At 49.9% G+C, this 12,646-nt stretch carries 12 protein-coding genes and 5 tRNA genes; 4 read left to right on the forward strand and 13 right to left on the reverse strand.

What is annotated here, in order from left to right; genetic code table 11:
* Window positions 1-66: 66 nt before the first annotated feature.
* The 3 genes from ACFQ0N_RS25415 to ACFQ0N_RS25425 all read right to left on the reverse strand — a co-directional run bounded on the left by ACFQ0N_RS25415 (window position 67) and on the right by ACFQ0N_RS25425 (window position 2,807).
* Window positions 67-822 carry a CAP domain-containing protein gene (locus tag ACFQ0N_RS25415; protein ID WP_379331599.1) on the reverse strand — a complete coding sequence of 252 codons (756 nt, stop codon included), beginning with the start codon at window positions 820-822 and terminating at the stop codon, window positions 67-69.
* Window positions 823-1,106: 284 nt separating this feature from the next.
* Window positions 1,107-1,853, reverse strand: a complete 747-nt coding sequence (locus ACFQ0N_RS25420; protein WP_379331601.1) for an HNH endonuclease — start codon at window positions 1,851-1,853, stop codon at window positions 1,107-1,109.
* A 75-nt stretch (window positions 1,854-1,928) separates the two neighbouring features.
* A complete protein-coding gene (locus tag ACFQ0N_RS25425) occupies window positions 1,929-2,807 on the reverse strand; it encodes a helix-turn-helix transcriptional regulator (protein ID WP_379331603.1) in 879 nt (292 codons plus the stop codon).
* A gap of 175 nt (window positions 2,808-2,982) precedes the next feature.
* Between ACFQ0N_RS25425 and ACFQ0N_RS25430 the strand changes: the two genes are divergently transcribed.
* Entirely contained in the window at window positions 2,983-3,408 is a 426-nt protein-coding gene (locus tag ACFQ0N_RS25430; RefSeq protein ID WP_379331605.1) for a hypothetical protein, read from the forward strand.
* A complete protein-coding gene (locus tag ACFQ0N_RS25435; protein ID WP_379331607.1) occupies window positions 3,405-4,481 on the forward strand; it encodes a phosphodiester glycosidase family protein in 1,077 nt (358 codons plus the stop codon). The genes ACFQ0N_RS25430 and ACFQ0N_RS25435 overlap by 4 nt, the downstream gene beginning before the upstream one ends.
* Before the next feature lie 53 nt (window positions 4,482-4,534).
* Here the strand turns inward: ACFQ0N_RS25435 and ACFQ0N_RS25440 are convergent, their stop codons facing one another.
* From ACFQ0N_RS25440 to ACFQ0N_RS25480, 9 genes are all read right to left on the reverse strand, one after another.
* The gene (locus ACFQ0N_RS25440) at window positions 4,535-5,839 is read right to left on the reverse strand and encodes a CynX/NimT family MFS transporter (RefSeq protein WP_379331609.1); all 1,305 of its coding nucleotides are present in this window, start codon (window positions 5,837-5,839) and stop codon (window positions 4,535-4,537) included.
* Window positions 5,832-6,527, reverse strand: coding sequence for a FadR/GntR family transcriptional regulator (locus ACFQ0N_RS25445; RefSeq protein WP_379331835.1), 696 nt, complete (start codon window positions 6,525-6,527; stop codon window positions 5,832-5,834). The genes ACFQ0N_RS25440 and ACFQ0N_RS25445 overlap by 8 nt, the downstream gene beginning before the upstream one ends.
* A gap of 844 nt (window positions 6,528-7,371) precedes the next feature.
* Window positions 7,372-8,178 carry an MBL fold metallo-hydrolase gene (locus tag ACFQ0N_RS25450; RefSeq protein ID WP_379331611.1) on the reverse strand — a complete coding sequence of 269 codons (807 nt, stop codon included), beginning with the start codon at window positions 8,176-8,178 and terminating at the stop codon, window positions 7,372-7,374.
* Between the two features lie 245 nt (window positions 8,179-8,423).
* A tRNA-Leu gene (locus ACFQ0N_RS25455) sits at window positions 8,424-8,507 on the reverse strand.
* Between the two features lie 39 nt (window positions 8,508-8,546).
* Window positions 8,547-8,622 (reverse strand) — tRNA-Lys (locus tag ACFQ0N_RS25460).
* Window positions 8,623-8,630: 8 nt separating this feature from the next.
* Window positions 8,631-8,705: transfer RNA gene (locus tag ACFQ0N_RS25465), tRNA-Glu, on the reverse strand.
* Window positions 8,706-8,899: 194 nt separating this feature from the next.
* A tRNA-Ser gene (locus ACFQ0N_RS25470) sits at window positions 8,900-8,990 on the reverse strand.
* Window positions 8,991-8,995: 5 nt separating this feature from the next.
* A tRNA-Asn gene (locus ACFQ0N_RS25475) sits at window positions 8,996-9,071 on the reverse strand.
* Between the two features lie 57 nt (window positions 9,072-9,128).
* Window positions 9,129-9,608: a SprT family protein gene (locus ACFQ0N_RS25480; RefSeq protein WP_379331837.1), complete on the reverse strand. Its 480-nt coding sequence runs from the start codon at window positions 9,606-9,608 to the stop codon at window positions 9,129-9,131.
* Between the two features lie 112 nt (window positions 9,609-9,720).
* Here ACFQ0N_RS25480 and ACFQ0N_RS25485 point away from each other — a divergent pair, with 112 nt between their 5' ends.
* Together ACFQ0N_RS25485 and cmpA are read left to right on the forward strand one after the other, a co-directional pair.
* On the forward strand, window positions 9,721-10,074 hold the full coding sequence (locus tag ACFQ0N_RS25485) for a hydrolase/acyltransferase (protein ID WP_379331613.1): 354 nt from the start codon (window positions 9,721-9,723) through the stop codon (window positions 10,072-10,074).
* 99 nt (window positions 10,075-10,173) lie between these two features.
* Window positions 10,174-10,326, forward strand: coding sequence for a cortex morphogenetic protein CmpA (gene cmpA, locus ACFQ0N_RS25490; protein WP_379331615.1), 153 nt, complete (start codon window positions 10,174-10,176; stop codon window positions 10,324-10,326).
* 79 nt (window positions 10,327-10,405) lie between these two features.
* On the opposite strand, the gene ACFQ0N_RS25495 is transcribed toward cmpA, so the two are convergent.
* Entirely contained in the window at window positions 10,406-12,640 is a 2,235-nt protein-coding gene (locus ACFQ0N_RS25495; protein ID WP_379331617.1) for a Tex family protein, read from the reverse strand.
* Window positions 12,641-12,646: the final 6 nt, after the last annotated feature.

Raw genomic sequence — 12,646 nt, forward strand, 5'->3', positions numbered from 1 at the left:
AAGCTCCTTTCACCCGTTAAAAGCGAAGGAGCTTCCAAATTTTTCGTTTATTTGCCGGTTTCTAAATTAAGAAGTAAATTCTTGAACCCATTCGCCGTTGTAATAAGCAACGCCAATTTTGTTGAACATAGAGTTCATAATGTTTTTGCGGTGGCCGTCACTGTTCATCCAGGCATTCATTACCTCTTCCGGAGAACGTTGGCCTTTGGCAATATTCTCGCCGGCAGCGTTATATTGCACGCCATAAGCGTTCATCATATCAAAAGGAGAACCGTAGGTTGGCGAGTTATGGTCAAAATAATTGTTGTCATACATATCTTTTGCTTTGTCGTAAGCGACTTTTGTAAGCAGCGCATCCGTAGTCAATGCTGACAGGCCGGCTTTCGCCCGCTCTGCATTAACCAGCTTGACGACTTGAGCAGCAAATTCGCTCTGAGCTACTTCACCGCCATTGTTATTACCATTACCTGTCTCTGGCGCTGGTTTCGACGGTGTTGTTGGAGCCGGCGCCGGTTTCGACGGTGTTGTCGGCACCGATGGCACTGATGGCTTTTGCGGCATTTGCGGCATTTGGTTGCACCATTGTCCGCCAGACAGTTTTCCGCCAAGCAGCTGCGAAAGATCAAGCTGCGAAAGGTCAATGCCAAGTTGCGAGCCCAGTTTATTAGCCAGATCACCCTTTGTGCCTGCATCAGCTTTATAAAGAACGGAGATCGGATTGCCAGCTGCTGCCTCAGCTTTAGAACCGAACGCGCCAGAACCTGTCATGATCATTCCCGCTGCAATTGCTGCTGTTACACCGATACGCAAAACTTTTTTCATAATGGATAAAACTCCTTTCAGTTCACGTGTATTGGTCAGTCCCCCGACGCAACCCATGTTAACACAGCGAACTTTCATCATGCATGACGCAAAATCTGCCAAACTCCCTTCATCAGTTCCTTCATTAAAATAAAATGAACGCTCTCCTCCCGCATAAATACTGGGCATGTACTTACACGCTCTCCCGGCGGCCGGACAAGTGTTAAAAAAGTTTAATCTTTACAAAATAAAGCAGAAGCCGCTAGCCGTCTTAAAGACCGGTACGACTCCTGCTTTATTTTCTATTAAAAATCGTCAAAAACAAAATCGAGATGATCCGCTTTTTTCAAGTTGCATTCTGCACAAGCGCAAACACAGTTCACAGGCGAGGTTAACCCGCCTTTTGATTTGGGAATGACATGATCGATCGTATCGCCAAAGCACCCGCAATACCGGCATTGGTAGTTGTCCCGCTGCAAAATAAATATACGAAAATCCGCCTTCGTATACAGCTTGTGGATCAGCCTTGCATGCAATATCCCGGCCGCCCCTTCATCCACCATTTGCACGGCCATCTCATAAGGTATCTCTGTCGACCAGCGTTTTCCGGTTTCCCGCCTGCCTCGCAGACGGATCAGCCCGGTTCCCCGGTCATTCAATATTTTGGTATTAAACGTAAAAGGGCCCGTCATAGGTTTCAGTTTTTTAAATGGCGGCTTTTGCGGCGGCAGCTCAGCCTTCTCCACTGTCAGGCTAATGTTATTATTGAGGCTTGCATTGGCTTTGCCAATCTTTACTTCTCGCCCTTTCTGCTTTCTCCTTCTGCGCCTTCTGCGCTTACGCGGCGCCGATTCGATGGGGCCGGCAGCGGTCGCTGCCAGCTCAGCTGCGGCAACCTCCGCCCCTTTTGCTGTACGAAGCTCCCTGCGCTGCCTGCGGCGCAAACATTGCCGGCAGGTGCCGCGGCGGCTATTGCGTCCGGACCGTTTCGTAAAGGACGAGACAGATTTTATTTCGCCGCAAGCCGCACATTGTTTCTCGTCTTTTGTCACATGCATTCGCTCCGATCATTGCTGGCAAGAGCCAATGAAAAGAAATCGGCTCAGCAGTGCATCCTTATACTCGTATTATGGTGGAGTTATTTCGTGCAGCCGTCTAAACTGCTCGGGCGTCATGCCTTCCGTCTTGCCAAAGGCCGCAATGAAATGGCTGGTATCCCGATAACCGGACAAAATCGCAATCTCCTTGACCGATTTCCGTTCGCCGCGGCTCATTAGCTCCTTCGCCTTGCGAATCCGCAATTGAATCAAATAAGCATATGCTGTCATGCCAAAAGCCTGGCGAAATAGCGAATTTAAATAGCGGGGTGTCATACTGAGCAATTCCGCCATATCGTTAAGCCCGATCTCCGGATCGCCATAATGCTCATCCAGCCATTGGAGAAGCGGATTCAGCTGCTTCAGCTGTTGAAACAATGAAGATCGTCCTCCGGTCTGTCCATACGTCTTCAATAATGTGATAAAATGATATAATTGCACCGATGCCTGCAAGCCGGAGCGGTCATTCTGCTGGTGGGCATGTTCAGTCATCATGAGCAAATGATCGGTTATCGGCGCATCTGCGCCCCAGTCAAACCAATCGGTATGGCGGATGCCAAGGGAGGCCAGCAATACTTCGGCAAGCGAGCCGCTAAAGGTGACATAAAGTGTCGACCAGCGCACTCCCCCTATTGGTCCATACGTATGCGGTACGCCGGGAAACAATAATGAACCGGTTCCAGCAGGCAATGTAAACCTTCTTCCGCTTAATTCAAACTCCCCTTCACCTTCCAATGTCTGGAGCCAATGGAAGTAGGGATACCCCTCCGGGCGGCGCAATGTCTCCTGATTTGTATTATAGCCTATGCTTTCAACGCATAGCGGCAGCTCCTGCTCGCCAAGGGAAAATAAAGTGTGAACACCGTTCCCGCCTGCCAATAGCGCGGCTCTTCGGATCGTTTGCTCCATATGATTATCATATCCTGACTGCAAAATATAATTAGTTTGATGATATCATATATGATGGAATAAATCCTAGTCGCCGGTTGTACTTAATCGGAATATCTGCAGCTTTCTTCATTTTAAGCGCAACAAGTTTCGTTTCATGGCGTCTATATATAAGTATAGGAGGAGAGAGAGAAAGGTGAATACAGAATATCAAACGACTGCCCACACCATGCAGCAACGAAAGACTCGCAAAAAATCCGGCCCGTCGTTACTCGTTTTTTTGTTTGTCTGGATCGTGCTGATCGGCTCCGGCATTCTCGGAGCGATTTGGTATAGCGGCAAAATGAAACAGATGATTACCGATGAGGTCGCCCAGCAGACTGCTCAGCAAATTGCCAAAATGCAAATCAGCTATGAGCAGCAGCTCACACAGCTCGAGACACAAATGAAAAACAATGTCGATACGCTGCAGGGCAAGGTCGACGCGCTCAATGAGCTGCTCGAATTTTCCAAAGAAAATATTAACGATAAGACGGACAACAGCAACAAATTATTTACCCAGTTGAGGGAAGTAAAGGCACAACTCAATGAACTAAAGAAAAGCCTGGATGTGTTAAAATGACGCTAACAGTCAAACAGCTCAACCGCTTTAGCCTGCTTGTCTGCGCCCCATTCCTCGGTATTCTTTTATGGATGGTTTTATCGCATTTTACGATAGACTTGCCTGAAGAGTCATTCCCTTACATAGCATCTGAAAGACCGCCCGCAGCCGCGCAAGAGATGGACAAGCTGCAAGCCGCGCTCGGGCAAGCCAAGGAAACGGCCAACATTACCGCCGCCTCCATCAAAAAAACGGTGTCCTTATACAATAAAACAAATGCTGAAATGAATCAGATTGCCAAAACCGCCATCGCTCAAGCAACCAGACCGGCGATGATTTATGACAAGCGGATTACAAGTAAGCTGGGTATGCCGATCCAGACGATCCAATCCAGTAAAATAACGGCAAGTCTCTTCCCGATCAAAGCTGCCTATTTTACAGGCTACGCCTTGAAAATCAAGCTGAAATCGCCGGACGCTATGAAGATGGTTCTGGGGAAAGATGAATGGGGCGGCGCCGAAACGACCTTATCCGCTGTCAAACGCTATAAAGCGATTGCCGGCGTCAATGCCGGCGGTTTTGCCGATAAGGGAAAGAAACGTTATCCGCTGAGCACAACGATGCTTAACGGTGACTATGTCGCCGGTTTTCAGCCTACTATGAAGGATTTGTTTTTTGTGGGAATGGATGAGGATATGAAGCTAATCGGCGGCAATTTCAGCAGCAAGCAGCAGCTCGACGCTTTAAAACCACAATTCGGCGCCTCTTTCGTGCCGATTCTGATGAAAAATAAAGTTGCGCTGCCGATACCCCAGAAATGGCAAACCAGCCCCAAACGCGCTCCGCGCACAGTGGTCGCCAATTATCGCGACAACCAGCTGCTGTTTCTGGTGACGAATGGCTATGACGAGAAGGGCAGTTCCGGCGCTACTCTGCGCGAAATGCAAATTTTACTTTCACGCTATCAAGCCGTTGACGGCTACAATTTGGATGGCGGCGGCTCCTCGTCGCTCGTCTTCGGCGGCCAAGTCATTAACACGCCGTCTGACGGCAAATTGCGGTCGCTGCCAACTCATTTTTTATTTTTCAAATAAGCAAAAAGGATCAAGTGCTTGCGTCATCCGCATGCGCTTGATCCTTCTGCTGCTTAAATCGTGCGATTCCGTCCCGCAGCAAAGCCGCTCAGCATAAAGGCAATGCTTGCCGCAAGCAGCACAATCAATGGCGTGCGCCAGCCTCCCGACGAATCATGCAGCACCCCGAACAGCATCGGGCCGCCTGCCGCCAGCAGATAACCCACCGCCTGCGCCATTCCTGACAACCGCGCGGCTTCGCCGGCTGTACGCGTCCGCAAGCTGAAAAACATCATCGATAAACTGAAAGAGCAGCCCCCCGCGATACCGAGCAATATGGCCCAGAGCAGTACCCAATCGTTGCTTTCCATAAAAAAGCCGCCAATGCCGGCAATATAAAACAGCCCGGTCAGCACAACAAGCAAATGCTGATTTTTCATCTTTGCCGCTACGATCGGCACGATAAACGTAATCGGCAGCAAGGCGAATTGCATAATGGAAATCGTCCAGCCGGCCGCCTCGGTATCCATTCCCCGATCGATCAAAATTTGCGGAAACCAGGCGATTACGATATAAAAAATAAAAGATTGCAAGCCCATCGCAAGCGTAACCTGCCAGGCTAGCGGAGAACGCCACAGCTTGCGCGGCTTCTGGCCTGCCGCCTGCCCCGAAATATGCATGCTTGCGGTTTGCTGCCGGGCTTGCTCCCCGGCTTGCTGCGCGGCTTGTGCTGCTTGGCCGGCCAGGCCGGTTCTGCGCAGCTGCGGCAGCCAGCAAATAACGGCAATAACAGCAGGCACGCACCAAAAGCCTAACGCGCCATTCCATTCCAGCCCCCAATCCCGCGCGATGGGAACACTTAGTCCGGAAGCCGCAGCGCCGCACAAGTTCATCGCTACAGCATAGACCCCGGTCATAATTCCAACATGCTGCGGAAAGTCACGCTTAACAATGCTCGGAAGCATTACGTTGCAGACCGCAATTCCCAATCCGAGCAGTACAGTGCCGCCAAATAACGGAGCAGCTCCGGTCATGGAGCGGACAACGATGCCAAGTGTCAATAAGCATAGCGCGTACATAATAAGACGTTCCACTCCAAGCTTGCGAGCCAACGCCGGGGCAAATGGCGACAACAAGGCAAAAGCAAGCAGCGGTACCGTCGTCAATGTGCCGGCAACCGCATTGGAAAGGCCGATCGCTTCGCGGATGGAGCCGATCAACGGCCCTACCGCTGTTAATGGCGCCCTTAAATTTAGCGCAATTAAAACAATTCCCAGCACAAGCAATATCGTTTGAGCGGTTGCTACCCCGGTCGGACGAGGGCGAGGCACCTTTATCGAAACAGCAGCAGCCGGCTGCTGTTTTAGTTGCTTATTCATTGCTCTCTCCCCAATCCTCATTGAAAGACTCTTTTGCAGCTTCAATATAACTGTGGACAGCGATGACCGCTTTTTCCGTATGCTGCGCTACGATCGCTTCAACCAAATTGCGGTGCAGCTCCATGTGGCAGCTATATTTCTCGCGGTCAGCGAGCAATTCGATCGATGCCTGCATTACTTCCATAATATGTCCATACAGCTCAATCAAAATATCATTATGCGAAGCTTCGACAATTGCTTGGTGAAGCGCTATGTCCGCAGCAATATAAGCCTGCAGGTCATCTTTCACCATCGCACTCGCACACGTCTCAAGCAGCGTCTGCAGCAGCGCAGCCTCATCATCTGTACGGCGGGTCGCCGCCAAACAAGCGGCTTCCCGCTCGAGCGCATGCCGCACCTCCAACGTTCTCAGCGTGCTTGACTGCTGGATTCGCCGCTGCAGCGCAACGCCAAGCACGCTCGCTGAGCATACATATGTGCCGTCCCCTTGCCTTGTCTTCAGCAAGCCGGCATGCGTCAATGCTTTAATCGCTTCCCTTAACGTGTTGCGGCTAACATTCAATTCAGCCATCAATTCCGGTTCTGCCGGAATACGCGTCCCGACCGCCCAATGTCCTGTCTCGATCAAGCTCTCCATTTGCATGGCCGCTTGTTCAACCAGCGTTAATCTTGTTGTCTTTTGCAGCATAGTTACACTCCTCACGTTCATGAATCAACATCCTGCTCATTTAAACGTAGGATGTTTGGTTAATTGGTACTTTATCATAGAAACGTATCGTTGTAAAGTTTTCAAGGTGATGCAGCAATTTTTTTCCGCACATTTTGCAAACTTATGATAATAACGCCTGACGGAGTCCTTAGTACTATCGCCAAGTTTTTCTTCTAATACGCGGAGATCAGCGGGCTAAAGCTCTTAAGGAGGGTAACCTGCACAGTGGTTTCATCTAACGGAAGCTGCGGGCGTTATTTCGCCAATATCACCCCTTTTTGAAATCTAACGGATGTGGGCGACCTTAAATGGACGTTTTCTTGCGGAATCGTGCTCCTGAACATCAAATAGCGGCGCACAGTTCCGTTACAATTTCAAATCGGTCAAATTTTCGAAAATAGCGGCCGTGACTTCCGTTAGCTTTCGTTCATCCGCCAATTCTATCGAAGGCCTTCGGGGGATGAGCGACCTAAAGGTTTGCCCAGCAAACCCGCTCCGTAAGAATTTGTTTTTCTGCACAGCCTGATGTGGCAACAAAAAAACCTTGAAGGGCGTCCAGCCTTCAAGGTAAATGGATTTCATGCAGCTAATTTGCTTCTATCGGGAGGAAAAGGAATAACTAAGGGGGAAACTGCAATGTGTTTGTGCAAAAAGGGAGCTATCACCGAAAATCATCCATTTCAAATGAATTATTACAGTTAGTTAGTCCATTCGGCAATTCGCTCGAATTTAACTGTATAAAATCCTGTTAGACCGTCAGCAGGTTTTTACCCGGACGAGTTTTGGGCATTTTTGAACAAGCCTCAAGCCGCTGTGCTGGCGATTACACCTCAACCACCATGCCACAATATGCAGTAACAATATCGCCGTCGAAAACGGTTCGAACTTCTTCCGCTAGCTGATCTATATCGCCAAAATGCGGCAAATGCGTCAGCACAACTTTGCGTACACCCGCTGCCGCGGCCAGCTTACCCACCTCAAGCGCATTCATATGCCCATATTTGTTCGCATCGCTCATCTGCGCATAGAATGAGGTTTCGGCAATGAGTACATCCGCGTCACGACATGCTTTGATTAGCGTATCATCATACGATGTATCTGCAGTGTAGACCACTCGTTTTCCCTGATGATCAAAAATCATACCAACACAATACGCCTCATGATAAGTGCGGAAAAACCTCACTTTAAGGTCCCCTTCTGCCAAACGATCCTCTGCCGTTATCCGGCGGACACGCGTCCCCTTCAGCGTTTTGTACAGCAATTCGCGTCCGCGCTCCTCAGCCAAATAAAGCGGAAGCTCCACTTTCCGTCTGCCGAGGTCTGTATCGATCAGGCAAGCATATTGCAGACAGCCCAAATCGGCTACATGATCATGATGGCGATGTGAAATGAGCACACCGTCGAGCTTATGTAAAGGTATTATTTTTTGCAATTGCGCTAATACGCCGCTTCCGCAATCGATCAATAAATTGCGATTATTATATTCGAGCAAATATCCCGCAGTCGCTTCTCCGGCTTTGGGATAGGCCCCCCAAGGGCCAAGCACCGTTATTTTCATCACGTTCACACTCCCAGCACCGTCACCCCAGCCTGTTATCGATTCAGCGACGATGCTTACTCTCATTTTCATAATACATTCTTATAATATAACACATTATGAAGATACAATCCCTGCAAAATGTTGCATAGAACACAACAATTCCGCCCCACATTGGCCACAAAACTATATAAATGAGAAGAAACGGCTGACGCCATCCTTGGAGCGAGGCAAGTTTCTTCCCCTAAAATTTTATAGAATTTATCGAGTGAAACTTATAAATTCTCTAAAATCAAAAAAGAAGCCTCAACTTTCAAGGCTTCTGTCATTGTTAAGTATGGTGCGGTCGGCGAGAGTCGAACTCGCACGGGTCTCCCCGCCACCCCCTCAAGATGGTGTGTCTGCCATTCCACCACGACCGCAAATGGGATATGCCGTAACATATCTTACATTGTAAAAACTGGTGAGCCATGTAGGACTCGAACCTACGACACCCTGATTAAAAGTCAGGTGCTCTACCAACTGAGCTAATGGCTCTCGAAAGATGGTGACCCGTAGGGGATTCGAACCCCTGTTACCTCCGTGAAAGGGAGGTGTCTTAACCCCTTGACCAACGGGCCGCAATGATGCGCTCAGTGTCCGCTCTCTTCAAGCGACAAGAAGTATTGTATCATTTTCACTTCATAAGTGCAAGCTTTTTTCAATAAATCTCATTGTCACACTCAAGCAAAAGTTCACCATAAATCTATCAATTCATCTATTTAAGGCAAACTAAAAGGGCCGCCTGAACGGCCCTGCGTCACTTTAACAATTATGGCGGAGAGAGAGGGATTCGAACCCTCGCACCACTTACGCAGTCTAACCCCTTAGCAGAGGGTCCCCTTGAGCCACTTGGGTATCTCTCCATAATTGGCTCCCCGAACAGGACTCGAACCTGTGACAACTCGATTAACAGTCGAGTGCTCTACCAACTGAGCTATCAGGGAATGTTATTTATTTATGTTGTTTTAACATTGTGTGTTTCGGTGACAAGAAATAATATATCATGGCCCAGAAACTAAGTCAAGCATTTTTATCAATAATTTTCCTCGGCATTTTCCGCACCCGTATTTTGCAGGATCCACCCATCTTTTTCGCAGGTATTCCTGTCCGCATTTTTGGCATGTCAGCTTGTATTTATACGGCATTCTACTGCGGTTTTTGCGGCTCGGCAGCGCCTGGCAATACCGCGCTCCCCCTACTTTTGCAAGCAGCTGTTTGAAATCCGCGTCCCGATGTCTGTATCCTTTTTTTAATAAATGCAAATGATAATGACAAAGCTCATGCTTAATTATTTTTTCCGTTTCGGCTTCGCCAAAAGCTTCAAGCTGATGCGGGCTGATTTCAATATGATGCGTTTTTGTAAAATACCGTCCCCCTGTCGAAGTCAATCTACGGTTAAAAGTAGCGCGATGACGAAAGGGAAGATTAAAAAACTGCAGCGAAATCCGCTCGACCCATTCTTGCAATCTTTCATCTGACATCATAGCTATAATTCTCCTTATCGCTTTGTTGCAATCACTACTTGAATTTTAAATGATGAATAAGCTACACTGTCAAGTAGTATAGCACCGCCCGAGGGGAGAGAACCGAATAATGCCACAGATGCGTTATGTCATTTTAAAGGATGAGCGCGGCATCGAAGCCGTTGAAATGCCTGCTTCGCACGCTTACCAGCTTAGCGCGCTCAATTTGCGCCTGCATAAAGAGCTGGACAAGCTGACGGCGGCCAACGTGCCGCAGCTGCCGAATGCGATCGCCGAATGCGACAATTTGGAGCTCCATGACAGATCGATCGCGATTCATTCCGGAATTGATTATATGAATCAATTGGAGCAGGATTTTTCAGCAATTCAAGAAAAATCATATCCGCTTATTTCACTGCTGACCGAAATTCGTGCCCTGCAGGCTCAATTAGAACAATGGTACGAGGAGGAAATGGACGTTTAAACAAATATGCCGCTCAATTTGAAATGGACCTGCACGGATGGACGCCTATCTCCATATCCTAGTTATTACAGACAAATGGTCGAATAAGGAGGTATGCGTATGCCGCAATGGTTGTGCAACCAATTGATGCGGGCATTTTTGAAGAGAGACCGGCGGCAAATCCGGTTGTTGAATGATTGCTGGTACTTTTATCGGACCAAGCAGCAACCGGATGACAAGAGCGCCGCGTTCCAGCATGGTCCGCTTCTATAGCTCGACTTTCCGTGCAACAACAAGAAGACCTCTGAGCTTTCATGGCTATTGTCCATGTGCCCGGAGGTCTTCTTTGGCATTAACCCGGCTTTCTCATCGTTAAGCCGACGCGGCCTTTTTTCACATCTACATTCAGCACCCAGACCGTGACATTATCACCTACCGAGACGACATCCATCGGATGCTTGACAAATTTGTCGCTAAGCTGCGAAATGTGAACCAAGCCGTCATTTTTTATGCCAATATCGATAAAGGCGCCGAAATCGATGACATTGCGCACCGTTCCCTGCAATTCCATGCCGGGCTGCAGATCTTCAATATCAAGCACGTCCGTATGGAAGATCGGCGGCGGCAGTTCCTCGCGCGGATCGCGTCCAGGGCGCAGCAGACTGCTGATGATGTCCCGCAGGGTCGGGACGCCCACCCCAAGCTGAGAAGCCGTCTGTTCGGCGTCTACAGCCGCCAGAGAAGCATTGAACGATTCAGAGCCCAGCGCGGTAAGCGACAATCCGATTTCTTTGCACAGCTTGTCTACGACATCGTACGACTCCGGATGGATCGGCGTTCGATCCAGCGGATTGGCGCTTTCCAGCACCCGGATAAAGCCGATGCATTGCTCATACGTCTTCGCGCCGAGCCGCGGCACCTTTTTCAGCATGCTGCGATTCTGGAAGATCCCGTTCTCGTCGCGATATTTTACAATATTTTTCGCGGTTGTCGCATTGATGCCCGCAACATAAGCAAGCAGCGAAGGTGACGATGTATTCACGTCGACACCGACATGGTTAACCGCCGACTCTACGACACCCGCCAAACTTTCCTCAAGCCGCTTCTGGCTGACATCATGCTGATATTGACCGACTCCGATCGCCTTCGGTTCGATTTTGACCAGCTCGGCAAGCGGGTCCTGCAGCCTTCTCGCAATAGAGACTGCGCTCCGTTCAGCAACGTCCAAAGAAGGAAACTCACCCGCTGCCAGCTTGGACGCCGAATAGACGCTCGCACCGGCCTCATTGACGATAATATATTTCAGCCCGCTCCCTTTTCCCTGCCCGGCTGCCTTCCGCTTGCTGATCAATCCGGCAATAAACTGTTCCGTCTCGCGCGAAGCCGTTCCATTGCCAATCACAATCAGCTCGACTTGATATTTGTCGATTAAGCGATTAATAAGCTGCTCCGCTTCGGCGATCTTGTTGTTCGGCGGCGTAGGGTAGCAAACCGCCACCTCCAGCATTTTGGACGTTTCATCTACGACGGCCAGCTTGCACCCTGTCCGGTAAGCCGGATCGACACCCAGCACGACATGGCCGCGCACCGGAGGCTGCAGCAGCAAATTGCGCAAATTGGCCGAGAAAATTTGGATTGCATGCTCTTCGGCCTTCTCGGTCAATTCGCCGCGCACCTCACGCTCGATCGACGGGGCAATCAGCCGCTTGTAAGCATCTTCAAGCGCCCGCACCAGCACTTCGCGGATCGCTTGCGTCGTTCCGCCGCGAATAAGCTGGCGGTCGATATAATCATGCACTCGTGCCGCCTCTACATCCAGCCCGACGCGCAGCACTTCTTCCCGTTCACCGCGATTGATAGCCAGTGTGCGATGCGGCGGCAGCTTCTTAACCGGCTCCTGATAAGCATAATACATCTCATAGACCGATTCCTGCGCCTGATCTTTAGCCTCTGTCCGCAAAATCCCGTTATTAAACGTATACTGGCGCACCCATGCCCGAATCTTCGCATCGTCGGCAATCTGCTCAGCGATAATATCCATCGCGCCCTGCAGCGCTTCTTCGGCGCTCTCCACACCTTTGTCCGCATCGATATAGCGCGCCGCCTCCTGCAGCGGCATACCTTGCCGCGGCTGCGAGAGCAGCCATTCCGCAAGCGGCTCCAGCCCCTTCTCCTTGGCTACGCTGGCGCGCGTCTTGCGCTTTTGGCGATATGGGCGATAGAGATCCTCGACCTCCTGTAATTTCACAGCGGCAATAATCGCCTGACGCAGCTCGTCCGTCAGCTTGCCTTGTTCGTCAATGAGCCTGATGACCTCGCGCTTGCGCGTCTCCAGATTGCGCATATATTGCAGCTTTTCCTCAATGAAGCGCAGCTCGTTCTCATCCAGTTCGCCCGTCATTTCTTTCCGGTAGCGGGCAATAAAAGGAATCGTGTTGCCTTCATCCAGCAGGCCGACAGCGCTGCTCACCTTTTTATACGGCAGGTTCAATTCCGCGGCAATCCGCTTCATTATACGCTCAGCTTCAGCCGCCTTTTCTTCCGCGGTCTGCTCTATTCCAACTGTCAATTCATTCACTTCTGTCAACCGTCA

The organism is Paenibacillus sp. GCM10027626 (genome assembly GCF_042676285.1).
Lineage (GTDB): Bacteria > Bacillota > Bacilli > Paenibacillales > Paenibacillaceae > Paenibacillus_Z.

Excerpts from the sequence above, each read along its gene's own strand:
- ACFQ0N_RS25415 (WP_379331599.1), bottom strand. The coding sequence starts at position 822 with ATGAAAAAAGTTTTGCGTATCGGTGTAACAGCAGCAATTGCAGCGGGA.
- ACFQ0N_RS25425 (WP_379331603.1), bottom strand. The coding sequence starts at position 2,807 with ATGGAGCAAACGATCCGAAGAGCCGCGCTATTGGCAGGCGGGAACGGT.
- ACFQ0N_RS25435 (WP_379331607.1), top strand. The coding sequence starts at position 3,405 with ATGACGCTAACAGTCAAACAGCTCAACCGCTTTAGCCTGCTTGTCTGC.
- ACFQ0N_RS25440 (WP_379331609.1), bottom strand. The coding sequence starts at position 5,839 with ATGAATAAGCAACTAAAACAGCAGCCGGCTGCTGCTGTTTCGATAAAG.
- ACFQ0N_RS25445 (WP_379331835.1), bottom strand. The coding sequence starts at position 6,527 with ATGCTGCAAAAGACAACAAGATTAACGCTGGTTGAACAAGCGGCCATG.
- ACFQ0N_RS25450 (WP_379331611.1), bottom strand. The coding sequence starts at position 8,178 with ATGAAAATGAGAGTAAGCATCGTCGCTGAATCGATAACAGGCTGGGGT.
- ACFQ0N_RS25480 (WP_379331837.1), bottom strand. The coding sequence starts at position 9,608 with ATGTCAGATGAAAGATTGCAAGAATGGGTCGAGCGGATTTCGCTGCAG.
- ACFQ0N_RS25485 (WP_379331613.1), top strand. The coding sequence starts at position 9,721 with ATGCCACAGATGCGTTATGTCATTTTAAAGGATGAGCGCGGCATCGAA.
- cmpA (WP_379331615.1), top strand. The coding sequence starts at position 10,174 with ATGCCGCAATGGTTGTGCAACCAATTGATGCGGGCATTTTTGAAGAGA.